At 44.4% G+C, this 24756-nt stretch carries 18 protein-coding genes; 3 read left to right on the top strand and 15 right to left on the bottom strand.

Annotated elements, in window-relative coordinates; genetic code table 11:
• Window positions 1–86: 86 nt before the first annotated feature.
• From B853_RS07200 to B853_RS07150, 11 genes are all read right to left on the bottom strand, one after another.
• Window positions 87–986 (bottom strand): immunity 49 family protein, encoded by a 900-nt coding sequence (locus tag B853_RS07200; RefSeq protein ID WP_038883701.1) that lies wholly within the window; start codon window positions 984–986, stop codon window positions 87–89.
• Window positions 976–5370, bottom strand: a complete 4395-nt coding sequence (locus B853_RS07195; RefSeq protein ID WP_038883702.1) for an RHS repeat-associated core domain-containing protein — start codon at window positions 5368–5370, stop codon at window positions 976–978. The genes B853_RS07200 and B853_RS07195 overlap by 11 nt, the downstream gene beginning before the upstream one ends.
• Before the next feature lie 343 nt (window positions 5371–5713).
• Window positions 5714–6130, bottom strand: coding sequence for a membrane protein (locus B853_RS07190; RefSeq protein WP_005427687.1), 417 nt, complete (start codon window positions 6128–6130; stop codon window positions 5714–5716).
• On the bottom strand, window positions 6114–7166 hold the full coding sequence (locus tag B853_RS07185) for a formate dehydrogenase subunit gamma (RefSeq protein ID WP_038883705.1): 1053 nt from the start codon (window positions 7164–7166) through the stop codon (window positions 6114–6116). The genes B853_RS07190 and B853_RS07185 overlap by 17 nt, the downstream gene beginning before the upstream one ends.
• A gap of 13 nt (window positions 7167–7179) precedes the next feature.
• Window positions 7180–7788: a formate dehydrogenase FDH3 subunit beta gene (gene fdh3B, locus B853_RS07180; RefSeq protein ID WP_005427693.1), complete on the bottom strand. Its 609-nt coding sequence runs from the start codon at window positions 7786–7788 to the stop codon at window positions 7180–7182.
• Between the two features lie 11 nt (window positions 7789–7799).
• On the bottom strand, window positions 7800–10655 hold the full coding sequence (locus B853_RS07175; RefSeq protein ID WP_038883707.1) for a formate dehydrogenase subunit alpha: 2856 nt from the start codon (window positions 10653–10655) through the stop codon (window positions 7800–7802).
• A 10-nt stretch (window positions 10656–10665) separates the two neighbouring features.
• The gene (locus tag B853_RS07170) at window positions 10666–10866 is read right to left on the bottom strand and encodes a twin-arginine translocation signal domain-containing protein (protein WP_005427585.1); all 201 of its coding nucleotides are present in this window, start codon (window positions 10864–10866) and stop codon (window positions 10666–10668) included.
• 73 nt (window positions 10867–10939) lie between these two features.
• Complete coding sequence (locus B853_RS07165; protein WP_038883708.1) at window positions 10940–11572, bottom strand: TorD/DmsD family molecular chaperone; 633 nt, start codon at window positions 11570–11572, stop codon at window positions 10940–10942.
• 9 nt (window positions 11573–11581) lie between these two features.
• Window positions 11582–13243: a 4Fe-4S dicluster domain-containing protein gene (locus tag B853_RS07160; protein ID WP_010447895.1), complete on the bottom strand. Its 1662-nt coding sequence runs from the start codon at window positions 13241–13243 to the stop codon at window positions 11582–11584.
• 310 nt (window positions 13244–13553) lie between these two features.
• Window positions 13554–14177: a DUF3306 domain-containing protein gene (locus B853_RS07155; protein WP_038883710.1), complete on the bottom strand. Its 624-nt coding sequence runs from the start codon at window positions 14175–14177 to the stop codon at window positions 13554–13556.
• Complete coding sequence (locus B853_RS07150; RefSeq protein ID WP_009697781.1) at window positions 14167–14619, bottom strand: DUF3305 domain-containing protein; 453 nt, start codon at window positions 14617–14619, stop codon at window positions 14167–14169. The genes B853_RS07155 and B853_RS07150 overlap by 11 nt, the downstream gene beginning before the upstream one ends.
• A 329-nt stretch (window positions 14620–14948) precedes the next feature.
• Between B853_RS07150 and B853_RS07145 the strand changes: the two genes are divergently transcribed.
• Both B853_RS07145 and B853_RS25950 read left to right on the top strand, forming a co-directional pair.
• Complete coding sequence (locus B853_RS07145; RefSeq protein ID WP_038883712.1) at window positions 14949–15773, top strand: formate dehydrogenase accessory sulfurtransferase FdhD; 825 nt, start codon at window positions 14949–14951, stop codon at window positions 15771–15773.
• A 387-nt stretch (window positions 15774–16160) separates the two neighbouring features.
• The gene (locus B853_RS25950) at window positions 16161–17768 is read left to right on the top strand and encodes a methyl-accepting chemotaxis protein (protein ID WP_050568934.1); all 1608 of its coding nucleotides are present in this window, start codon (window positions 16161–16163) and stop codon (window positions 17766–17768) included.
• A gap of 42 nt (window positions 17769–17810) precedes the next feature.
• On the opposite strand, the gene B853_RS26410 is transcribed toward B853_RS25950, so the two are convergent.
• From B853_RS26410 to B853_RS07125, 4 genes are all read right to left on the bottom strand, one after another.
• Window positions 17811–18569 carry a sulfatase-like hydrolase/transferase gene (locus tag B853_RS26410; RefSeq protein WP_282957155.1) on the bottom strand — a complete coding sequence of 253 codons (759 nt, stop codon included), beginning with the start codon at window positions 18567–18569 and terminating at the stop codon, window positions 17811–17813.
• Window positions 18563–19426 (bottom strand): sulfatase-like hydrolase/transferase, encoded by an 864-nt coding sequence (locus tag B853_RS26665; protein WP_282957154.1) that lies wholly within the window; start codon window positions 19424–19426, stop codon window positions 18563–18565. Before B853_RS26665 ends, B853_RS26410 begins: the two co-directional genes overlap by 7 nt.
• On the bottom strand, window positions 19423–20223 hold the full coding sequence (locus B853_RS07130; protein ID WP_038883717.1) for a glycerophosphodiester phosphodiesterase family protein: 801 nt from the start codon (window positions 20221–20223) through the stop codon (window positions 19423–19425). The genes B853_RS26665 and B853_RS07130 overlap by 4 nt, the downstream gene beginning before the upstream one ends.
• A gap of 192 nt (window positions 20224–20415) precedes the next feature.
• The gene (locus B853_RS07125) at window positions 20416–22008 is read right to left on the bottom strand and encodes an ABC-F family ATPase (RefSeq protein WP_005427581.1); all 1593 of its coding nucleotides are present in this window, start codon (window positions 22006–22008) and stop codon (window positions 20416–20418) included.
• A gap of 400 nt (window positions 22009–22408) precedes the next feature.
• Here B853_RS07125 and B853_RS07115 point away from each other — a divergent pair, with 400 nt between their 5' ends.
• Window positions 22409–24754, top strand: a complete 2346-nt coding sequence (locus B853_RS07115; RefSeq protein ID WP_038883718.1) for an ATP-binding protein — start codon at window positions 22409–22411, stop codon at window positions 24752–24754.
• Window positions 24755–24756 lie beyond the last annotated feature (2 nt).

Below are 24756 nucleotides of genomic sequence, written 5' to 3'. Positions count from 1 at the left end.
AATTTTTGAACTTTATTTTTGAAATTCCCCCTATTCCGTTAATATCGTCTCTATTTGAATAAGTGATTACTTAGTATTTGTGCTTATTAGCGAGTAATCCGCCCTGCTTTGACGTCGTCTAGCCAGCGTCCTTCAACGAGATATGGTGGCAGCCAACCTGTCTCTACAGACAATCGGTTTCCTTTGTCATACCACATACATGCCATACCAAGCAGAGGGAAATTGATGAATGTACGAATGCCTATTCGCTCCGGACCAAGTTCTCGAAGGTGATATTGCTCCTGCAGCTTTAAGTTCTTAATCAGCACTTCTTCGAAGTCATAACCAATATCGGTTGTCAGGGCAGCAAAGGTTTCTAGAATGCCCATCGCAATTTCTAATGCCCAGTCATCGCCCTGATCAATTGCCGCATCCATCGTGGCTACCAACTTATCAGGGTAATCGGAAGTACGATTGTGAAAAGACTGAATGACATCCACCAACATGTAAGACAGTTCTCCTGCCTTTGTGGAACTTTGTTTTATCAGAGAAATAGGAAAGTTTGCCAATACGTCTAAGCTTGGTCTATCACGCACCATTGTCGATATAAAATACATATCAATCCATCTATTAGGATTTATGCACCCTGTTTTTAAAATACCTTCCCCGTCCCACTTTACTTCAGGATAGTCGAGAATCTTTATAGTTAATTCATCATTGGGATTCATAGTAAGTTTATGGTAACAAGCCCCCATTAATGAAGTTTCGTAAAGACGTAATGTACAAATTTGGTCGTCTTCATGTGAAGTTTGAAACCATGTACACCAGCGAACCTGGTCAATGGCAAAATCACCCAAACTAACCAAGTTTTCTCGCCTAATTTTTAGGGCTTCTTTTCTTTTATCTAAGATTTTATTTATATAACCTTTCTCAGAAGCCACCTCATCACTATCTAATTTTGGGTTTGCTCTCCGCTCTATTATTTTGACTGGCTTTTTAGCTTGCATTTCTATCTAATCCTTCTGAGTCAATATCAAATTCTCTTACTTCTACTTTTATCTCTGCTGAAACATCACTTTCTGGAATGCTCGACTTTGTGTGAATATAGCGGATAGGAACACCAAACGAGGAAGCATCTTGGATTTTTCTAGCGGCCATTCTTTCCGTTGAACTTCCATTTTTTTCTGACATTAGGTTAGTAATTGCTATTGCGTATTCCGTAGAACCTTGCTGATATGCCATATTCCCAACCTTCCTACTCCCCAACGGGCTGCTGCCACCTTTAGCCTCTACGACAATGATTTCACCTGGTGGAGGGTCTTCGACCTCATAAACCATATCGAAGTCACCGGGCTTAGAGCCTGAAGTTTCGATATCTTCAGGGTGCAATAGTTTGGCGGTTGGATACTTACTTTTAACAAAGTCATCGGCCGCCAACTCACCAATTTTTGCAGACTGCTCATTGATCTTGGCTATTTGAGCATTATGACCTTCTGTTTCTCTTGCATTCATCGCCTCTTTGCGCATCTTCAAACACTTATCGATTTTTTCTTTGTTGCGATCTGTCAGTTCATATTCGTTGGTGTTTAGTTCCGAGTTTTCTTTGTATTCTGCTTTATTAAGTACAAGATCTTCGGTGAAGATTGTGCAGCCATGCTCACCATCAGCCCTCTCAGAGTCCAGTACATGTGCATTTACAAACTCCTCTATACCGACTACGTACTGAACTTCTTGTTTGCTGCCACCTGATTGATTGATGTGACGATAAAAGGTGATTTCGTTTTTCTGGCAATCAATATGATCGATATCGTATTCATATCTGATGTGGTTTTTGCCATTGGGTTTACGAATCTTAACTTGTGAACGAACACCATCTTCCCCAACAGATGTTTCTTTAGCTGCTTGCAATACACGGTCGCACAACTCTTTGGGTACTTTGCCTTGAGAATGGATTTCAACCAACATTTCAGATAAACGTTTTAAACCTTCATCGCAAAGTAGCCCTGTAGGGTCAATCCATTGAATGGGGTTAATTGCATATTGATAATGGTTAACGCCGCCCGCAATGCTTATTGGATCTTGTTGAATAAAGCGGCCGAGGGTCGGGTCATAGTAACGTGCTAAATTGTAATGTAACTGGGTTTCGCAATCGAAGTATTGCCCTTGAAACCTTAGCGGGTTAACGACTTCTTCAATATCTATGTGCGCATACCCAAACGTGTCGTAAGTCGCTTGCCATACTGTCCTTCCGTCAATATCTTTGAGTACTTCTGGCTTTCCGACTTGGTCACATTGATAAAAATACACATGGCCATCTTCATACAACGCGAGGGGGATATAAGTTTCAGGTTGATAGAAGTACCAACGGAATGAACCTGAAAAATACTCACCAATCAAGCGTTCTCCTTCCCAGAAGAACTCACGAATTCCATTTTCGGAGATTTTCCTTGTCCGTCGACCAAGAGCATCATATTCAAATTGACATATACCTTTGAATAAGTGCACTTCTATCAATTGATTCAAGGCGTCATAGATTCGAGTTTGGGTGTAACCGTTCCCTTCTGCTGAAACTTGATTCCCCTGAGAGTCGTATTTGTATCTCATGTTGCCATACATATCGACTCGGTCTGAGTGTACTTCGCAATCAGGAATTTTGGGGTTTCCAAAGCTATCAAAACAAAAAGACTGAATATTTTTTGGGGAATTTACACGTATGAGTTGCCCAAGTTTATCGTAATGAAAATGTGTCTTTCCAAACACGCTGTCGACAATAGTAGATATGTAATTACTTGCGTTGAATAAGTAACTCTTTTTCCTATCGGGCCAACATTGTTCTTTCAAACGCCCAATACCATCGAAGACCTTATTCTCTATAAAGTCATTGCTTTTAATAGCGCAGATTCTGCCAGTTTTGTCGTAGTTGAATTCCACCTTATGTCTCGCATCATCTCCAATAATGACAGCAGACACTTGTCCATATCGATCATATTCGTATACGACATTCGTTTTATCCGGCAACGATACCTGTAGCAACTTGCCGAGGCGACTATATTCTTGGGTGAATTCGAACGACCCTTGAACCCGCTTTATTTGGTTTCCTGATGGGCAGTAATGATATTGAAGAGTTTGATGCTTATTGGAGGCAAAAGTAATTTTCCCACCTAGGGTGTGACTGAAGTGACTTTCGTTGATATAGCGACCATTTCCAGCCCGAACATTATACAAATAACCTGCATCATCATACCTGTATAGCACTGTCCGTTCATGAACTTGTTTTTCGGCAATCCTTCCCATCGAATCATAGCGAAACTTGGTTTCTATCCCATCAAAGCCTTGGGTTGAGATCAATTCCCCTTCTTGATCGTAAGAAAAGCAAAATTCCAATCCATCACTACGTATAAGTTTGGTGAGGTTTCTTTCCTCATCATATTCATAGAAAAAGCTACTCCCATCAGCAAGCACGACACCTTCTTGCTGGTTTAGCTGTCCCCAAACAATTTTTGTGACGCCTTCGGGCGTTGATACTCTTACTACCCGGCTGTACTCATCGTAGGAATACTCTTCACTAAAGCCTGTTTTGTCACTCTCGTTATAAAACTGCACGCTTGTGCGTTTACCAGTATCATCATAAGTTAACGAAGCAATACAGCCATCGGGATAAGCGATACCATTGATCCAACCATTTTCATTATGGCTATACCGAATCAAAGTCCCATTAAGCTCGTGGGCTACGACTCGTTGCTGCTTGTCCCACCACCATTGTTTAACCTCTCCATCAGAGCAAGTGCTGCGAATGATATGACCGTGTTTGTCGTATTCATACTTAGTCATGCACCCTTGAGAGTCGCTGTCCCATACTCGCTGTCCAAGGGAGTTATAAAACACCTGCTCTGATTCGCCATCTGGCGCAATGACCTTAGTGAGTTGCCCCAGCGAGTCATACTCGTAGGCATTTATCGCACCAGAGGAATGCGACTTCGATACTAATTGACCTTGAAGGTTATACTGGTAACTTGTTTTGGTGTTGTCTGGATAGGTTTCGGTGACTTTCCTTCCTAAGTCGTCATAATCAAATGTCCATTTCCTTCCACTAGGACTGATTTTCTCTAATAACTTTCCCTGTTCATCATGGACAAATCTCCACATGTCATTAAAAGAATTTGAGTATGATGAATGTGGAGGATGAAAAGAAAATTGGTAGTCATATACGCCTAGGTCACCATAGTTTCTAATACAGACAGCTTCAGTATCATCCCCCTCCCAAACAAAATGATGGGCAAAGCCTGTTGGTCTAACACGTTTGGTGATGAGGTGTGAATGATTGTAATAATAATGCTCAGTCAACTTCCATTGATTTGACGCTTTAACAAGATCAAAGTCAGAGTTGTACTCATAAGTCGCTAACGCTTTTCCTGTATTAGGTAGGAATAATTCGACCAAGCGACCTTCATCATTATATTGACACTCTATCGTCGGTTGTTTATTCGTAGCAATTCGAATCAAGCGATGGTTTTGTGAATACTCAAGCTGATAGTTTGAAAAGATGTCAGATCGAATTTCTCTTAATAACCACTTTTCGCGCTTCAGCTCAAATCGGTATTGATTACCGTTTGCTAAAGTAATAACTCTTGTCACTGAGTTTAAAAAATGACAACTTGCACCTACGTAAATTTGATAACTGGTTGCACCGACTGACACTGGCGTAAAGCTGATGACATCAGCAAGTTCATTTTTGAACTCCCAATTTATTACGGATCCTTTTTCGTCATGGTTATCTTTAAGATCGAATGAAAAGCTGTGCCTCCACCCATAACCCAACCCTTGATCGGTATCCGAGATGCTTGAGCGATATGTTCTCGACCATACAAAACCGTTTTGCAGTTCTACATCCGTTAGCGTCAGTATCTCCTCGCCACTAACTAAGGATACTGGGTCTCCTGCTTTTTGGTCTTTTTCACAGCTCTCTTTTTGTGGTTTGGCTGACATTGCATCGACCCTAGCCTGCTGCTTTTGCTCGGCTTTTAGGGGTTGTTTGCTACTGACTTTGGTAGACGAATTTGGGGGATTTGTCACCCCTGTTGTCATCACATGTTCTTTTGAAGGAGGGATGAAAGATGCTTTTAATTTGCCGTTGAGCAACGCTTCTGAAAGACGAGGTAAGTAGCTATCAAATGGCGACTCTGTTTCAACGAGCTGTGGTGGAAATTCCCCAATTTGATAGAAGAGTCTTTCAATATCAGAGGTTTCTGCATTCTGAAACCCTTTTAAGAAATCTTCCGCAGCAATCAGTGAGTTGAATTCGACTAACTCACCATTAGGTGGGTTTTCGCTCGATAAATGATATAGCGCACCAGATGTACTGATTAGGGGAAGAATGAATTGTGGAACCATAGCTGTAACGTGTTAGTCCTTTACTAATGCCTGTAGATAACAACTTTGCGCTGGCCTTGACACGCTTGTAGACCACTGATTTTCTTAGCGCTACACACTCTAGCGACACAAATAAATCTGAGTAAATGCACAATAGTAGTGTTGTGAGTGATATCCCGTCACTTAAAACCTGTATTCTAAAGTTGTAGTAAATCTTTGAGGTTCCTCCATGAACATAAAAATGAGCAAATAATCCTCAGTAATTCGCTTGTTTGAGACTAGGTGTCATATTTGTAAGACGAATCTTATGTTCAAGGCATAAAAAACCCCGCAATTGCGAGGCTTTTTAAACAGAAACAACGTGTTAAAGGTTTGGACCTGTAGACGGTCTGTGCGGCATATTGTTGCGCAATTGGTTCATACCTTGGTACATACGTAGGAACCACACAAGAATCGCCAACGCAGCAAACAGCATACCAATCCAAGGGATAAAGTACGCAACAGAGTCTAACAACGTACTGTGCATCCAATAATCACTCACACCAATCAACACACCGTTTGATGTTGCTACCGTAACGATAAGTACAACAAAGAACGTTAGGTATAGGAAGAAAGTACGAATCAAGCCGTAATAATGTGAGTTCACTACGTCGCTGTCTTCGCCTTTATCCAAACGGTACCCAGCGTAAATGATTGCGACAACGCCTGAGATCAAGAACGTAAACGGGGTCAAACAACTCAGGATGTACGCAACCCAAATCCCGTTATGAGGTTTGTTCATTCGTCTTCGCTCCTTTTACTTCCGTTTGTGCTGTGTCTGTTTCGCCCATCGCCTCTTTGGATTTCACTTCTTCATACCAAAGATCGTGGTGCTCTTTCGCCCATGTCTCATCAACTTCACCGGTAACCATGCCTTCTAATGCACCTTCCATACCGAATAGACCGATGTAGATGTGGAAGATAAAGCCACAGATTAGAATTAGTGCCGAAATCGCGTGAACAAGGTTAGACAATTCCATATCGCGACGAGTTTGACCGAAAATTGGGAAATCCAGAATTAAGCCACTCACTGCAGCGATAGCACCGAAGAAGATCAACAACCAGTAGATCGCCTTTTCACCACCGTTGGAGAAACCAGCCGATGGGTGCGTACCTTTATGTTTACCAACCATGCCGCCCATTTTCATGAACCAACGGATGTCTGTCATGTTAGGGATAGATTTGCGCCACCACTTCAGTAGAACAAACATCAGCAAGATGAAGAACAGCGGACCCATGTAGTTATGGTACTGCTTCGCCAACATAACGATGAAGCCCCAAAACTCAGTGGGTACGTACGGCTTCAAGAAGTGCTTACCGTAAACCAGCATCAAACCACTGAATGCCAGCGTTAAGAAGGTAAACGCCATGCTCCAGTGTAGTGCGCGGTCTAGTCGAGACCAGCGTTTCATCTTCTTGCCAGTACGTGGCTTGCTTAGCATCAGAGGACCAACGAATACGTAAGCCATGATTACCATTGCGATACTGCCGAAAATCGCGACAGCGCCCGCAGGAGACATCCATTTCTCTTTAAGAATGTACCAAGTCTCACCCGGAGTACTGATCAGCACACCGTGTTCCGCTGATTTCGACGTGGTATAGCCTTCTTGCCCCTCTTTGACCTGACGCCAGAAGTCTGCACCTGCAAGTTGTGTCATCTCCTGTTGTACCACTGGAGATGTGTCTTCTTGCGCAGATGCTGGCATCGAAAAGGTCAGCAGTAATGCTGTCATCATCGACAGCATTACAAGAGACGCACGTTTAAGAGTATTTAACATGTGTCTCTCCTACTTAGCTTTTGGTTGCGTCGTAAGAAAGGTCGTTACCGTCTGTCCAACCTGCGTTTTTCGCACCGCGCTCAACCACACGTTGACGGAAGATGTCAGAAACTTTCTCTGCATCACCCGCTAGCAGTGCTTTTGTTGAACATAGTGACGCACACATAGGTAGCTTACCTTCAGCAATACGGTTCGCACCGTACTTCTCACGCTCTTCTAAAGAACCAGGTTCTGTGTTTGGACCGCCTGCACAGAAAGTACATTTGTCCATTTTGCCACGCTCACCGAAAGATGCTTGTTTCGGGAACTGAGGCGCACCGAATGGACAAGCAAACAGACAGTAACCACAACCGATACAAAGATCTTTGTTGTGAAGAACGATGCCGTCTTCCGTATGCTCGAAACAGTCAGCTGGACAAACTGCCATACAAGGCGCATCTGTACAGTGCATACAAGCAACAGAGATTGAGTTTTCACCTGGTTCACCGTCGTTCAGTGTTACCACGCGACGACGTTGAATGCCCCACTCAAGCGCATCATCGTTTTCGTTCTTACATGCAGTAACACAGCCGTTACACTCGATACAGCGTTTGGTGTCACATAGGAATTTCATTCGTGCCATTGTCAGACTCCTTACGCTTTACGAATGTTACATAGGGTTACTTTAGTTTCCTGCATCAAAGTAACAGGGTCGTAACCGTAAGTGGTCGCAGTGTTCGCTGCCTCACCAATCACGTATGGGTCAGTACCTTCTGGGTACTTATGGCGTAGATCTTCACCTTCGAACTTACCGCCAAAGTGGAATGGAATGAACGCCAGACCCGGTTTAACACGACGAGTTACCATCGCTTTCACCTTAATGCGACCTTTCTCTGCACCTTCAACCCAAACGTCATCGCCATCTTTGAAGCCAAGATCGTTTGCGTCTTTAGGGTTCACTTCAACGAACATTTCTTGTTGAAGTTCAGCAAGCCATGGGTTTGAACGTGTTTCTTCACCACCACCTTCGTACTCAACCAAGCGACCAGAAGTCAGGATGATTGGGTATTCGCCAGACTTGTCTTCTTTCTGGATAGACTTGTAAAGCGTTGGTACACGGAAGATTGCTTCTTTGTCGTCCCAAGTTGGGTAATCCGTTACAAGGTCACGACGTGGTGTGTATAACGGCTCACGGTGTAGCGGTACGCGGTCTGGGAATGTCCAAACAATCGCACGCGCTTTCGCGTTACCAAATGGGATACAACCGTGCTTGATTGCTACGCGTTGGATACCGCCAGACAGGTCAGTTTTCCAGTTTTTACCTTCTGCTGCTGCTTTTTCTTCAGCCGTTAGGTCGTCCCACCAACCAAGCTGTTTGATTAGCTTGTCTGAGAACTCTGGGTAACCGTCTTTGATTTCACAGCCTTTTGAGTAGCTGTCTTCAGCAAGTAGGCTTTGACCTTCGAATTCCACACCGAAACGCGTACGGAAGTTACCGCCACCTTCTGCAACCGTCTTCGACGTATCGTACAGAATGTGTGTGCCTGGGTGTTTCATCTCTGGCGTGCCCCAACATGGCCAAGGTAGGCCGTAAGTCTCACCATTCACAGGACCACCCTCTGCTTCCAGAGATGTCTTGTGGAATGTGTGCCAGTTTTGTTGGTGCGCTTTTAGACGCTCTGGGCTTTGACCTGTGTAACCGATCGTCCACATGCCTTTGTTAAATTCGCGAGTGATGTCTTCAATCACTGGCTGGTTGTTCTCAACACGGATGTTCTTGAACAGCAGATCTTCATAACCTAGCTTCTTAGTTAGCAGGTACATGATTTCGTGGTCAGGTTTAGATTCGAACAATGGTTCGATAACCTGATCACGCCACTGAATAGAGCGGTTAGAAGCAGTTACACTGCCGTGTGTTTCGAACTGAGTCGTTGCTGGAAGCAGATAAACGCCGTCAGTACGGTCGTTCATTACCGCTGCGACTGTTGGGTATGGGTCAACAATAACCATCATATCCAGCTTCTGCATCGCTTTCTTCATCTCAGGACCACGAGTCTGAGAGTTTACTGCGTGACCCCAGTAGAACATTGCACGGATGTTTTCACGTTGACGAATGTTGTCTTTGTTTTCAAGTACACCATCCACCCAACGAGACACAGGAATGCCTGCACTGTTCATTGGTTTTTGACCGCCGTAAGCGTTGTCATCAAAGCGACCTTTTACCCAATCAAAATCGATGTCCCACACTTTCGACCAGTGACGCCATGAACCCTCAGACAGACCGTAGTAGCCTGGAAGCGTATCAGATAGTACGCCAAGGTCAGTTGCACCCTGTACGTTATCGTGACCACGGAAGATGTTTGCACCGCCGCCCGATTTACCGATGTTACCTAGCGCAAGCTCAAGTACACAGTAAGCACGAGTGTTGTTGTTACCAGTAGTATGCTGAGTACCACCCATACACCAAACGATACAACCCGGACGGTTTTCAGAAAGCAGTTTAGCTGTTTGGTAAACTTCAGACTCAGGAACGCCAGTTACGCGCTCAACTTCTGCTGGTGTCCACTTAGCTACTTCCGCACGGATTTCATCCATACCGAAAACACGCTGACGAATGAACTCTTTGTCTTCCCAGTTGTTCGCAAAGACATGCCATAGCACGCCCCAAATGAACGCAACGTCAGAACCCGGACGCAGCGATACGTAGTGATCCGATTTTGCAGCGGTACGAGTACGACGAGGATCCGCAACAACGATCTTACAGTTGTTCTTCTCTTTCGCGATTAGGATGTGCTGCATCGCAACAGGGTGCGCTTCTGCAGGGTTTGAACCAATGAACAGCATTGACTTACAGTTGTGCATGTCATTGAAAGAGTTGGTCATCGCACCGTAACCCCAAGTGTTTGCCACACCTGCTACGGTTGTTGAGTGACAGATACGTGCTTGGTGGTCAACATTGTTGGTACCCCAAAGTGACGCCATTTTACGGTATAGGTACGCTTGTTCGTTGTTGTGCTTCGCACTACCCAACCAGTAAACCGAATCTGGACCCGACTCTTTGCGGATGTCCATCACCTTGTTACCGATTTCTTCGATCGCTTGATCCCAAGAAAGCTTCTTCCACTTACCGTTTTCAAGCTTCATTGGGTATTTCAGACGACGCTCACCGTGACCGTGTTCACGCAGTGCTGCGCCTTTTGCACAGTGTCCACCAGCGTTGAATGGGTGGTCGAATGCAGGCTCTTGACCTGTCCATACGCCGTTTTGAACTTCAGCGTAGATACCACAACCTACAGAACAGTGAGAACAGATGGTACGTTTGACCTCTGTTTTCGCTTCTGGATCCACCGATTTAGCTTGCGCTTTCTTCATCATGCCCGGTGCAAAAAGGCTTGCACCTACAACCGCACCACCAGCAGCAAGCGAGGTGTTTTTCATGAATACACGGCGAGAAACGCCAAGCTGATTGGTTTCTTTGCTCACACTGTCGGAGCGTTTGACAAGTTTCATCCGTTATCTCCTAAAGTGTGTCGTAGTAATCGCGAATGTGTTGAGTTTCACGATACCCTTTCTTCTTCACGTCTTTTTCAGAAGGCTCAACCGTTTCTGAAGCGCTTGCCACTTTTGTTGTACCAGCGACAACCGCACCAGCTACGGCTGCAGTCGTTAAGCCTTTCAGGAGATCCCTACGGCTTGTGTTTATTTCTTTATTATCTTTCATCATTGCTTCCTTACCTTACGGTAGATCTTTGGAGGCTATTGCCCCTCTATCGATATGACCAAGTACTGCTCGATTACTCGTAATCAGTGACGTTTTTCACATCAATTTTTAATTTGTGCTTACTGCTTTTGGTGTTCACGCTAAAGCGCACTTGTTCCAGTGTTAAGAACGCCTCACACAGCTGAGCTGCTGGCTTATAAAAGTTCGCGCTCTCTGCATTTTCTAGTTGCTGAGTGAAAGAGCTAAACCAAGGTGCGATGTGTTTGTTAAACACCGCTTGTTGAAGATCTTCTTCTTCATCCGTTAGCATCGACATTACTTCGCAAAGCGCCGCGATGTGATCTTCAGGCTCTTTCACATTCTCATCACGCTCAAAGCCAAGTAGCTCTAAGTCGCGACGAATTTCTGCCAATGGTTTTTCCATCATTGCACCTGTACGATGCCATGAGCCAAAAGGCATAACTTCACCACGACCAATACCAATGAATAGGTCTTGGTATTCATCTTCTAGTGCTTCGCGGTTGGAATCTTTTGCCGCTTGCTGAAGCGCAATCCATGCTTTTTGCATTGCGCTTTCAGATGGTTCAACTTCCAGAGAAGTTAGAAACTCGATCATCTCTTCACTTGGAGCACTGCGAAAAAGTGCTGACAAAACCAAGTAGATCTCTGTTCTCAGTGTTTGTTCTTGTTCTCGTTGTGTATCCACTGCGAGCTCCTAGTATTTCAGTTGTTTCATTGGGTCTTCTGCCATCGACTCAAACATGTCAATCACACGGCAGTCTTCACACATTGCGATACGATTGATCGCCGCTTCATCTGAGAAATGAGAGTGACCGCGTAACTTGTTTTGTAGCATGTCGATCATAGACTGAGGTGCGAATGGCTTATGACAGCGAATACATTCCGCGGCTTTCTCTTCATGAATCACAACCGCTTTTTGGCGCTCTTCTTTTACCCAGTTCATTCGAGGCGTCAGAGTCAGCACTTTCTCTGGACACGCCTTTTCACACAAACCACATTGAATACAATCTTGCTCAACGAATTTAAGAGACGGTGACTCACCGTCGGTATGAAGTGCACGTGTAGGGCAAACCGCCACACAGCTCATACACAACGTACAATCTTTGCTTTCACAAGAAACATTGCCGTAAGGGGCGTTAGCAGGCAGTTCAACAATGTTCTCAACTGGAATACGAGAAGAAGACATCGCATCCAGCGCAGTAAACAGACGTTGACGCTTGTTACCTTGAAGGTCGCCAAGGGCAAGATCGAATGAATCTGTACATAGTGTTGGAGGACCTTCACGAAGCGATTCCAAGTAAAGGATATCGATGGTCTCTTTTGCGATACCAAGTTGATCCAATAGCTCTTGCGCGATACCCACTTCGTTGTTCAGAACACGAATGATGGTTGCAGGCATAAAGCGAGAAGCCGCAAATAGCACTTGCGTCGCGCCATTAACTAGAGCTGCAAACCATGTATCGATACCGATAGAAGGAAGCTCTTCAACCACGATTGGAATCACGTTATCTGGTAGCGCTTTCAGTGCCATCACGTTGTAAGTCTCGTGACGAGAGCTACAGATAAGAACGATAGGATCCAGACCGCCCGCTTGCTCGTAGTTCGCTAGCGTGCGTTCAATGAATTTTTGCGTATCTTCAGGATTAGGTAGCGCGTAATGAATCGCTTCTGTCGGACAAGCCGTTGCACAAGTACCCACGCCCTGACATAGGTATGGGTTAATCTCGATGCGATGGCCTGTTTTATCACTGCCTTCACTTGATAGTGCGCCAGCAGGACAAGCATCGACACAACGCTCACAACCTTTTACGCCACGAGAACTGTGCGCACATAGATCAGTGTCCAGACGGAAGAACTTTGGCTTATCAAACGTCCCCATTAGTGTCGGGATTTCTTCTAGCGCTTCTGCCAGTTTTGGATAACCGCGTCCTACTGGGTAGTAACCCGGAACCGGAACCTCTTCTGACATACAGCTGCTTAGACAAAGATCGAGAACAACATCGAAACAATCACTATTGATAGCGACTTTTGCTAGGTTGCTTGTTAGACCGTTATTTTCGATAAGCACTTCAAACGTACCTAGGAAACCAGAAACTTGAACTGAGTTTGCAAAGTACAGTTCTGGATTGGTGCCTTTCTCTCCGTCTGTAGAAAGAAGTGTCAGGCTGTTCATTTGAGTAAGCTGTGCGGCTGCACTCTCAATGATGGCAGTCGGTCCAACAATCAGTGTATTACCGCCACTCTCGTAGCTCACCGTTGGTGGAATAAGGTTGGTCAACTCTACGGTATTTTCAAACGCATACAGACGCGCTTTACCGTTATTGGAAGTTGCTTGTTCTAATAGTTGTTTCAACATTGCTCAGTTCCATTTATACGCATGGATAGTTTCTTCCATCATTCATTGTAGTTAGCGCAGGCGATTCTGCTGATTAACTCGTCCGTAACTTCCTCTTTTGAGTAGTACCGACCTCGCCATATTTGCCTGTTAAGCAATTAGGCCAAGTTCAACGAAAATGGTAATGAGCAACAGATAGCAAATGTCGTGCCAATTAAATATAAGCTAATTTTCAATAGGTTAGCTATTTATCTTAGAAATTGTAGGGATAAAAAAACCGACTGAGACATTTTGTCTCAACCGGTTCATTGAGTGTTTAGTCAAAATGTACCTATTCTTTGTGTGGTATATTTTGTCCCACCTCTTCTGGGCCTAGTTTTGTCTCTGGAATATCACTTTCATTAGATGCTGTGTTTATATACAGTTCTTTTTGTGCTTCGGGAATTTCGGCACCTTCAGTAAGTTCTGCATCTGCCTCTTCAACATCACTTTGTTCTTTAGATTCAGCGAGTTGGGCGTTTTCTTCTGCTGATTCTTCTTCTGTTTTCTCTTTCACCCAATCACGAAGTGTTTCAGCAACCCCTTCAGAAAGCGACTTGAGATTACTGTAGTCATCGTCGTAATCATCCAAACCATCACGAACGTTAAATTCTTCTGATAAGAACATCTTGCGCAGTGCTGCTTTCTTAACGCTCTCTGACGCCTCAGAAACCAATAACTGCGCTACGGACATCTCTTCAGGATTGGTAGTTTCGCTTGATGTATCTTGAGCTTCAGTCTCTTTAGCAGGAGCATCGGCAGCAGATGCTTGCGCTTCAGTGCTTAATTCTTGTTGTGCGTATGCGGTTTCTGGCTCAGTAGATTCAACAGAGTCCACAACCTTAGCCTCTGTAGACTCGGTCGTAGTTTCTTCTAATTTACGTTTCGACCAACGGCTAAAAAAACTAGTTGCCATTTGCTCTACCCGCTCCTTTGCGTTTCTTACGTCTTACTTCTAACAATTCACCGTGGCGCCCAATAAAGGCTTCCATCCAAGCTTGAATAGCTAACGGCATATCATTAGATAATACTAGGTTATCGCCATCCATATATTGCGCAGCGACAGTTTGAGACGCCGTAAGCAATTGAATCGTCGGTGTATCACCAGAGTCGACATTATCCATAACCAAAAAAAGCTTTGGTTGTTGCGAGCTCAGGTTAAAGCGGTAATCGGTGCGCTCGTCTTTGTGCAATTGCAGCAAGCACACGTGTTGAGTGTCTTCGGTTGGGTTAATTTCAAATCCCGTCAGTTGCCATTGGGTCGTGACCCAAATACCGGTACTGATCTCATGCTCTACAAGATCCACGCCTATCGACCATGAATCTTCATTTTTCTCGAACTGTTTCTTATCCGACATAACTCACCCAGTTTGTTCTATGTTGGCTTTAAGACAGAAAAGGACATTTTGTACTTTGCTTTCAACCATTTTAGCGGTACAAAGCAATAAACGCGCCAGATTAAGCCTTACCTTCGCTAAGCTCATAAGTTCAAAACTAGTAGAAATTCAAATTAGCACCTGTGTCATTGCTGCGATATCGCAGAATTAATTCAGAATCGTACCAATGCCTCGCAATTTCCAGCACAACGGCTATTTTGGAATGAGAATTGCTTTGTATGTGGCGTTAAGACGAATAGACCCATTTAATGAGAGCGTGTATTGGCTCTCTCATTCATTAGGAAATGACTGTGGTAAAACCAAATATTATTAAAACCAGTGAAAATCCCCTACAGACCATCGAAGTAGAAGTGTTTGACGAATACGGCGAAAAGCTGACTAAGCAGATCGCCTGTGAGCGTCCTCTTACGGTGATGTTGAACTGGAAGGAAGTCGTTACGCTAATGACGCTTGGCTCTCGCCCTGAAGCACTTGTGTTGGGTTATTTGAAGAACCAGAGCTTCTTGTCTGATCCTGAAGCGATTGAATCGGTCATTATTGACTGGGAAACGCACTCAGCTGCAGTTATCACCAAAGAAAATACCGAACACCTAGAAGGCGCGCTGAAGAAGAAGACGGTGACGTCTGGCTGTGGTCAAGGCACTATGTACGGCAACGTGATGAAGCAGCTTGAAGATTACCAAGTGCCGCAAGTGCCGTTGAACCAATCTGAAATCTACGCGGCGCTTGAAGCGTTGACGCATTACAACGATACCTACAAAAAAGCAGGTGCGGTGCATGGCTGTGCGGTATGTAAAGGCAATGAAGTGCTGTCTTTTGTGGAAGATGTTGGTCGTCACAACGCGGTTGATACGCTAGCAGGTGAAATGTGGCTTAATCAAGAAACCGGTGAAGATAAGATTTTCTACACAACAGGTCGCCTTACATCGGAGATGGTGATTAAAGTAGCGCAGATGGGTATCCCTGTCCTGCTTTCTCGTTCAGGTGTGACTCAAATGGGGTTGGATCTGGCGAAAAAGTTTGGCATTACTACTATCGCTCGTGCGAAAGGCTTACGCTTCCAAGTATTTACCGGAGCAGAGAAGATTGAGTTCGACGTAAAGGGTAACTCGTAACGGCTCTATCACTCAGACTTGCAATACACCTCCAATATACTATTAGTTTTATATATGACATCTCATTATGAATTGCGGTGCATAAATTAAACGTCAATAGCTAGGGAGGTGTCCATGCCAGGGTCACCAATACTTGAACGACTTACCAATCTATCCATCCGAGCAAAACTTACATCCATTATTGTCATTCTTCTCATAGGAATTTCTGGATACGCCTATATTGAGCAAGCGAGCTTTGAAAGACTTGATTCCCTGAGGCACGCAATCGAGGTTAATCAGCTCAGCGAAATAGAACTCCTCACCCTACGGAGGCATGAAAAAGACTTTCTTGCTCGTCATGATCCCAAATACCTTTCAAGATTTAGTAAAACCTTTCAAGAGCTCGAAGTGTCTCTGGATGAACTGAATACGTTTATCACACAAAATGCACCGCAATACAATTCAACTATCCAAGAAGCTCAAAGCCGTATTTTTGAGTATCAACGACAATTCAAAGAGCTGAGTAACGAAGTAACAAAACTCTACACACCAAACGGCTTTTATGCACAGTTGGCAACAGCACGCGAAGAGCTAAAGAGAGCGACAATAGACACACACAGCGCACAAGCAAAAATCGCCTACTTAGAGTTAGTTGAGTTGGATTATCAATATCTTTCCCAGCCTTCTATGAACCTTGGCCAGCGTCTCATTTCAAAAGCCTCAGATTTAGTTAATATAGAAGCCGTGACTTTCCCTTCTCTTGAACACTCTTCACGCCTCTATTTATCTTCCCTAACATCTTTAGTCTCAAGTTTTGAGCGTATTGGCTACACCCCTAGTCTAGGTTTCAGTGGGGCATTAAGAAGTAATGTCCACCTCTTAGAACAACAGCTATTTGATCTACAAAAGAACATTGAAGTGATGGCCAAAAATGCGCAACAAGAAGTTCAGTTACAACTTCATATAATTGGAGCGTTCATCGCACTGTTCGTATCGACATTGCTTATCTTACTATCTGTGACCATATCGAGACGCTTGAATGCAATCACACATATGATGAACAACATTTCATCAGGTGATGGTGATTTAACCGTAAGAATGGAAGCGAGAGGCAAAGATGAGTTGGGACAATTGGCTCAGTCCTTTGACTTCTTCATAGAAAAAATACACAACAATATGATTGAGCTCGCTGCAGTGCTGGAGATTCTTAAAGTAAGTGCTTCAACGTGTAAGCACAGCGCAGACAAGAGCATGAATAATAGCCAATTGCAAAAGGTCGAAGCGGAGTCTGTCGCAACGGCGGTCAATGAGTTGGTGATGACGAGTAATGAGATCAACAACAATATCGATGCTGCGGCGCAAACAGCAAGCGAAGTTCGTCGTAGTGCAATAGAAACACTTTCTTTAACTGAGCAATCGAAACAGAGCACCACAACCCTAATGGAGCATATCCACGCATCCAAATCTACCGTTGAAGATTTGGAAGGCCAGAGCCAAGAGATCAACCATATCGTCTCATCTATTCAGCGTATTGCAGAACAAACAAACTTACTCGCACTTAATGCGGCTATTGAAGCAGCGCGAGCTGGTGATAGTGGACGAGGATTCGCAGTCGTGGCCGATGAAGTAAGACAATTGGCAATACTTACCAATGATTCGACCCATCAAATTGAAACCACGATTAGTCAGCTTGGCATGGGTGTGCAACAAGCCGTAAACATGATGCAAACCAGTTTCGAGCAAGCCGAAGAAACCAATTCGATCAGTTCAAAAGCTCAAGGCTCAATAGAGTCAATCACTACGCAAGTGGATATCTTATTCGATATGAATTCCCAAATATCCGCTGCATCCGAAGAACAAAGCACAGTATCTAGTGAGATTGACCGTAATATTACCCAAATTGCGGTACTCGCCAGTGAGACCCATCAACTCGTTGCCCAATCTTCTACGTCGAGTAACGAGGTTGAGAGCGTAAGTTCAAGATTACAAACGCTACTTGGTCAATTTAAGTATTGATGGAAAAAGCATAGTTACGGGGAAGTTCAGCGCTTCCCCGTTCTATTTACTTAGCGCCAGTTGACTACTGTTCAGTTCAGTTTTCCTTTGCTTCCGCACTGCCATATTAGAATCCATATACACGATAAAATCGTTGTTAACACTCTTCCCACAATATTCTTCTGATAGCTCTTCCGTGGTGATCCCTGACCAACTAGAGAAGAAACACTCAAAGTAAAACAGAGAAAGTGGTCGATGATTAATATCAGGAATATTTCGATTTCCCGTGAAGAAAAATGGTACGTATAGAGACTCGATATCCGGTGGAGTTCTGACGTCGTGTTTAAGCGGTAAAGCTCCGTGAGGAGAACCAAGCCCATGATCGGAGAAAAAGACATATTCTCCGCCCGCTTTTTTCACCATCTCAATGATCTCAGCCTGCAAAAAATCAGTGTACAAAACACTGTTGTCGTATTGGTCGAGTCTCTTTTCTCCTGAGCTAAACAAATCAAATTCCGCAGGGTAGCGATCGGAGAAGTTCATATGAGAGCCATAGAAATGTAGGATAATCAATTTACGTTCTGAGCGTTGTTCAAGTGCTGCGGATAATTGCTCAATTAAGACATCATCATACAGAGCTCCTCCTTCTTCCTTTGAAGCAAAATATTGGATGTCCGCTTGCTGAGCGAGTGTTGAGATTGAAAAGTCCCACTGACCGAATTGTGCTTGATTCGACAACCAGAAAGTCTGATAACCTGCTGCCTTCGCTAGAAGAATAATTGATTGTGAGAAGTTAGGCATATTGCCAGTTTTCGTTAACATCGCAGGTATCGCCCCCCCCACGTATTACTCCCTGCCGCATACGGTTGATTAACGACCGTCAACTGGCTCTTAATAGCATCGAGTTTTGGGGTGGTCTTTCTCTCATACCCATACAAACTCATGTTACCAGCTCTAAGAGACTCTCCTATACCAATAACAAGAACGTTTGGCGCCTCTGTTGATGCTTCTACATTCGTCCACGTCGCAGCGTTATCGGTTTGCAGTGTCATCAGGCTTACAGAGTCTTTTATAGCAATCACGCTTTGAAAGGTCGGAAAACGCAAAGACAGTTTATGTATGGTGTATTCAGCTACGGTATAAGAATACGAGTATCCGCGCGCCGTACCTTTGTTCATATAGTCCGCAAATTCATTGCCGCTATATACCTTGGGTATGTGAACAAGAAAAGGCAATAACAGGTATATCGAACCAGCATAGAGAGAGCATCGCCACCATTTGCTTGCCATTATCGCCGAGCTAAATAACCCAAGCGCGATAACCCAAAGCACAGTACTCAGTATTTCCCAATCATGCTCAGCGACGAAGCTCGCAGACTCTTCAGTTGGTGCATTAAACACGCTAAAGATCGTACTAATCGAAAGTGGCGCTTGGTAGGCCAAGTGTGTAAAAAACACGATTCCTAGGAAAAGCACAACCAACCATTTCAACGGCTTAAAGACGTTTAATGTCACCACTAAACCAAAGAGCAATATGAATTGAAATAGTACGTGTATCAGCGCCTTGACAGTCGATACGTGAAACTTATCGATATTCGTTACGTAGGCGAAAGTGATGCACGCAACCATGACGACAACACATACAAGGGACTGTGAGCGAACCGAACGAGATGAACTCATGACTCACCTCCTTGTTGGTGGCAATGAGAAAACTGCGAATATATGGGGATATCGGTTAGAACAACCTTAATGTTAGGGTGCTCAATTTCCCTTATCGCCATTGGCTGATTAACGGTGAACAGTAAAGTAGGGATATCAGAGAAAGCAATACGAAATCGGTCCGTGTAATAGTTGATGTCGGTAGAGACTGCCGTAAACCAACCCAACCAATACTTAATATGCGTTTTGACCGCATAGATAAAGTACCGCCAGTCACTGACGTCATCATTTAAGTTTAACCAATAACTCGTGTTGAAGCCTTGGGCTGTAAATGTAGATAGGGCGTGTTCGTTCACCGATTCGATAACGATTTGTCTCCGGCTAATATTGGGGTCAGCAAGACTAACCAAGTGCTCCAACGCAGCGTTACGATCACCGATATCAAGTTGAGAGAGATTTTTAAAATCCAACCAATATTGTGTACCAATACCAAAGGTGATAAATACCGATTCTAAAGTCAGCTCTTGCTCTCTTGGTTCCGGTTCATGCTTAACCAAAAAACGCTGCTGTGCCACATCGTAGAACACATCAATTTCAATACCTTTCGCTCCCGCTTTCAACGCTTCATTAAACGCTGGAATGGTATTTTCTTCCGCTCTTGTTGTAAGACCTCTATGCGCCCAAACCTCTGTGCAGTTTTGCCAATACGTTTGTACTTGAGATGTAGAAAAAGCGAACCATGCAAGCATTGGCACAAAGCATGTCAACAGCACGAAACCAAAGGCTATTACTTTCAAGCTTGTTCTATAATCCGGCATATATTCTTGTCCCTATTCTCATTTTGAATTTCAAAATACGAGAAAGCTCGAAGATTCGCTTTCTAAGTTCTCCATTGCACAATATGTACCTGTTTCAATATTCCGTTCTTGGAAACATAAAAAAAGCCCCAAGCATAAGGCATGCTTGGGGCTTTTTATCTTTAGACTTTCTATTTTTGGGCAATAAGAGCGTTAGCCTTCAATGCCGCGAGATTTTAGGAACTCAGAGTAAGTGCCTTTGAAGTCTGTGATTTTGCCATCACGGATTTCAATAATACGAGTTGCAAGCGAGTCTACGAACACACGGTCGTGCGATACAAAGAATAATGTGCCTTTGTACTGCTCTAGTGCCGTGTTCAAAGATTCGATTGATTCCATGTCCATGTGGTTGGTTGGTTCATCCATTAGTAGCATGTTTGGTTTGTGCATCATTAGCTTACCAAGCAGCATACGACCTTGCTCACCACCAGACAGTACTTTTACTGACTTCTTGATGTCATCTTGACCAAACAGCATACGACCTAGGAAACTACGAACCACTTGCTCGTCATCGCCTTCTTGACGCCATTGACCCATCCAATCAGTTAGGTTTAGGTCTTCTTCGAAGTCGTGTGCGTGGTCTTGCGCGTAGTAACCGATGTTCGCATTTTCAGACCATTTGAACTCACCAGTACGTGGTTCTAGTACACCAGCAAGTGTGTTTAGTAGGGTTGTTTTACCCACACCGTTCTCACCGATGATTGCAACGCGCTCACCGACTTCAAAAATCGCATTGAAGTTAGCAAACAGGTCGTCTTCAAAACCTTGGCTTAGGTTTTCAACAATCAGAGCGTTACGGAATAGCTCTTTAGACTGTTCAAAACGAATGAATGGGTTTTGGCGGCTAGACGCTTTCACTTCGTCCAGTTTGATCTTATCGATTTGCTTAGCACGAGATGTCGCTTGTTTTGCTTTCGATGCGTTTGCAGAGAAACGTGCAACGAACGTTTGTAGCTCAGCGATTTGTGCTTTCTTCTTCGCGTTGTCGTTTAGTAGACGTTCGCGAGCTTGAGAAGCCGCAGTCATGTACTCATCGTAGTTACCTGGGTAAACACGTAGCTCACCGTAATCCAAGTCAGCCATGTGCGTACATACTGAGTTTAGGAAGTGACGGTCGTGCGAGATGATGATCATTGTGCAGTTACGTGCGTTTAGCGTGTCTTCCAGCCAACGGATAGTGTCCATATCCAAGTTGTTGGTAGGTTCGTCAAGAAGCATTACGTCTGGGTCAGCGAATAGAACCTGCGCTAGAAGCACACGAAGTTTCCAACCCGGTGCAACTTCACTCATTAGACCGAAGTGTTGCTCCATTGGAATACCCACAGCAAGAAGAAGCTCACCCGCTTTCGCTTCTGCCATGTAACCGTCCATTTCCGCGAACTGAACCTCTAGGTCAGCCACTTTCATGCCGTCTTCTTCGCTCATTTCAGCAAGTGAGTAGATGCGGTCACGCTCTTGCTTCACTTCCCATAGCTCTTTATGACCCATGATTACTGTATCAATTACAGTGAATTCTTCGTACGCGAACTGGTCCTGGTTCAGTTTTGCAACGCGCTCGTTTGGATCGTAGCTTACGTTACCACTTGTTTGTTCAAGCTCACCGCTCAGGATTTTCATAAAGGTTGATTTACCACAACCGTTAGCCCCGATTAAGCCGTAGCGGTTACCTTCGCCGAACTTAACTGAGATGTTTTCAAATAGCGGCTTAGCGCCAAATTGTTGAGTAATATTCGCTGTGGAAATCAAAACCTTTACCTTAGCAATTCAAGTTTATTAGGAAAAACCGCGCAACGTTACTGCTTAAGGCTACACACTTCAAGTTTTGTTTTTATTAATTAATGAGAAAAAGCATTCTTTAGTGGGCTGATTTTTGAGATTTGGCTAACATAAACCTTGCTACTATGAAGGGCTCCTACCCTAACTGGCTCAAATCTGAGACAAAAAATCGTCATGACCAAGCATTGACATACTCCATGAAATTAGGTTTATAGTGCGTCCCCTTTTATCAATTCCGTACGCTATGCCTTTATTAAGCATCAGTTTCTCAAGGGAAATCGCAACATCGTGCACGGTCATTGGGTAAAACTCGCATAACGCGATAAAACAACTACACTAACTCTAACCTTCTAAGTTTTAAGAGAATTTTATGCATTTCATGGCGCGCATTTTAATGCTAGTCGGTCTAGTACTGTCTTTACCAGCTCTCGCTGAGTGGGAGTATGAATTCCAACCTGAGCCTCAAGTCCTCCCAATGGCACAAGAGATCACTCAGGAGATCAACAAGCTGCCAGAACCTTTGTTTATGTCGGACCAAGACAAACGTAAGGTCAACCAACTGCTCAATGCAGTAATGAGTGAGCAGCGCAAACAAACCCTTATCTTTGATCAACATTTAAAGACCTACCGAGACTCTGGTGAAGATAAAGAATGGTTTGATACGCAATCAAGTCATTTAACACTTAACAGCCTAGGGCAAAGTAAAGAACGTTTGTTAGAACTGACTGATCCTATAACACACGACAAACTAACAGGCTTTGGCCCGTACGGTGTAACTCAGTTCAAGCAAGAGTGGCGTCAGACACAGTTGAATGCAGAATACTTGTTGTTCTTCCAAATCCGCTCGTTTCAGTCTCTGATTAAAGAGATTCTGATTTCACCAATTCCCGTACTTTGGGCAGGACTTAAAGTTCTCTTCATTTACTTTGGTTTAGTTTGGTGGTTAACCAACAGCAAGCGCATTATTACCCTATTCCGCGAGACGCAACTGGACAATGTTGCGAAACCGCCGATCTGGGTACGTTTGATTTGGTACATTAGCCGCGCACATCGTGCGATTGCATGGTTGATTGCTATTACGCTCTCTCTGCGTGTGCTGTCAGAAATCCCAAGCTTGCAGCATTTGATCATTCTCGAAATATTCACTTGGTGGGTGCTAGGTGGCTCTATTGCTATTAGCTTTATCTTGGAGTTTGCTTACCGCAACAGTCGCAGTACTAACCAAGAGGTGATTGCCCTACGTCTTTCAACCATTCGTCGTTACGTGTGGAGCGCCATTGTTGCCGGAGTGATTCTGCAAATCTCTATGCGAACGCTAGGTAAAGGCACCATTTATTCTTGGATCTACAGCGCGCTGTTCTTCTGGTTTGTCTTAGTGACCCTCTCTGTATTGCGTCTATGGCGGAATAAAGTGTTTGAAGTTGCGGAGAAACTATCTGAAAGACCAGTGTGGGTAAACTGGGCAATTCGCCGCAAAGACACCATTCTACTGAGCATCGTCGGCACGGCCATCGCTGCCACATGGATAATGCTACACAGCTTTAAGCATCGTATTGTGGCAATGCTGTCTAACTACACCATGTTTAGCCAAGCTTTAGCGTACTTATTCCGTATCGAAGTGGCAAAACAAACGGGTAATAATGGTGCTGACACCAACCTTGTGCGAGTAAAAGGTGACCAAGCGTTTGACTATGTCCTACCAGGTAGTGAAGACAGTGAATTGGTAGAATATGCTGCTGACGAGATTAAGCAGTTGTCCAAATACCTACTGACAGACAGCCCTGCGGTTTGCGTTATTTCCGGTGAACGTGGTGTCGGTACAACGACCTTCCTGCGCACTATGTTGAGCAAAGTAAAGAATGCCGAGCCGCTTTATCTAAACTGCCCATACGCAGGTTACAGTGAGCTACTGAAAGAACTGGCTCTGCAACTGGGATTGGAAGAGGACGCGTCCGAGATTCAGGTTCTCGCCCATCTGCGTAAGAGTGATACGCCTTACCTTATCGCCGTCGACAACGCCCAACGCTTAGTGAAACCAATGGTGGGTGGTTTAGGTGGTTTAATTAAGCTGACTAACCTACTTCGTCGCTCTAAGAAGAATCACCGCGTTGTGATGGCGATTGAGAAAGCGAGCTGGCGTTTTGTTGACCGTGCTCGTGGCGAACGTTTGCTGTTTGACTGGGTGGCATTTATGCCGCGTTGGAGCGAGAAACAACTGTCTGCACTGTTTGATACGCGTATTAACCAGGAAGTTGAAAATCCTGTAACGTTTGACGGCCTTGTTGTGCCAAAGCAATGGGACCAAGAAGACATCACGGAAGAAGAACGTGCTAAGCAAGGATTCTACCGCATTCTTTGGCATTACTCAGATGGCAACCCAACCGTTGGCCTGCGCTTCTTCCGCTTGTCTTTGCGTCAGGATAAAGAGACTCAGCAAGTGGTGGTTCGATTATTCCATGCACCAGAGTCGCAAGAGCTGGAGAAAATGCCAAAGCCTATGCTGGCAGTGCTGCGTTCTATTGTTCAGCTTGAGGTGGCGTCGCCGGAAGAACTGTCTGAGTGTACGCAGCTGAGTATTGCGGAAGTGATTGGTACCCTTCGCTACTTCCAAAGCCGCGGTTTTATTGAGTGGAGTGAAGACAAAGCTCGCGTGTCGGATCACTGGTTCCGCCACATTACCAACGTTCTCGACCGTCAACATTTATTGGTGAAATAACG

The organism is Vibrio rotiferianus CAIM 577 = LMG 21460, assembly GCF_002741985.1.
Classification (GTDB): Bacteria; Pseudomonadota; Gammaproteobacteria; order Enterobacterales; family Vibrionaceae; genus Vibrio; species Vibrio rotiferianus.
Note: the sequence above shows the minus strand (reverse complement) of the source record. Positions and strands in the feature narration are given on the sequence as shown.

Bases quoted from the DNA above. Each gene is read 5' to 3' on its own strand.
- B853_RS07200 (WP_038883701.1), bottom strand. From the start codon at position 986: ATGCAAGCTAAAAAGCCAGTCAAAATAATAGAGCGGAGAGCAAACCCA.
- B853_RS07195 (WP_038883702.1), bottom strand. From the start codon at position 5,370: ATGGTTCCACAATTCATTCTTCCCCTAATCAGTACATCTGGTGCGCTA.
- B853_RS07190 (WP_005427687.1), bottom strand. From the start codon at position 6,130: ATGAACAAACCTCATAACGGGATTTGGGTTGCGTACATCCTGAGTTGT.
- B853_RS07185 (WP_038883705.1), bottom strand. From the start codon at position 7,166: ATGTTAAATACTCTTAAACGTGCGTCTCTTGTAATGCTGTCGATGATG.
- fdh3B (WP_005427693.1), bottom strand. From the start codon at position 7,788: ATGGCACGAATGAAATTCCTATGTGACACCAAACGCTGTATCGAGTGT.
- B853_RS07175 (WP_038883707.1), bottom strand. From the start codon at position 10,655: ATGAAACTTGTCAAACGCTCCGACAGTGTGAGCAAAGAAACCAATCAG.
- B853_RS07170 (WP_005427585.1), bottom strand. From the start codon at position 10,866: ATGAAAGATAATAAAGAAATAAACACAAGCCGTAGGGATCTCCTGAAA.
- B853_RS07160 (WP_010447895.1), bottom strand. From the start codon at position 13,243: ATGTTGAAACAACTATTAGAACAAGCAACTTCCAATAACGGTAAAGCG.
- B853_RS07155 (WP_038883710.1), bottom strand. From the start codon at position 14,177: ATGGCAACTAGTTTTTTTAGCCGTTGGTCGAAACGTAAATTAGAAGAA.
- B853_RS07150 (WP_009697781.1), bottom strand. From the start codon at position 14,619: ATGTCGGATAAGAAACAGTTCGAGAAAAATGAAGATTCATGGTCGATA.
- B853_RS26410 (WP_282957155.1), bottom strand. From the start codon at position 18,569: ATGTTAACGAAAACTGGCAATATGCCTAACTTCTCACAATCAATTATT.
- B853_RS26665 (WP_282957154.1), bottom strand. From the start codon at position 19,426: ATGAGTTCATCTCGTTCGGTTCGCTCACAGTCCCTTGTATGTGTTGTC.
- B853_RS07130 (WP_038883717.1), bottom strand. From the start codon at position 20,223: ATGCCGGATTATAGAACAAGCTTGAAAGTAATAGCCTTTGGTTTCGTG.
- B853_RS07115 (WP_038883718.1), top strand. From the start codon at position 22,409: ATGCATTTCATGGCGCGCATTTTAATGCTAGTCGGTCTAGTACTGTCT.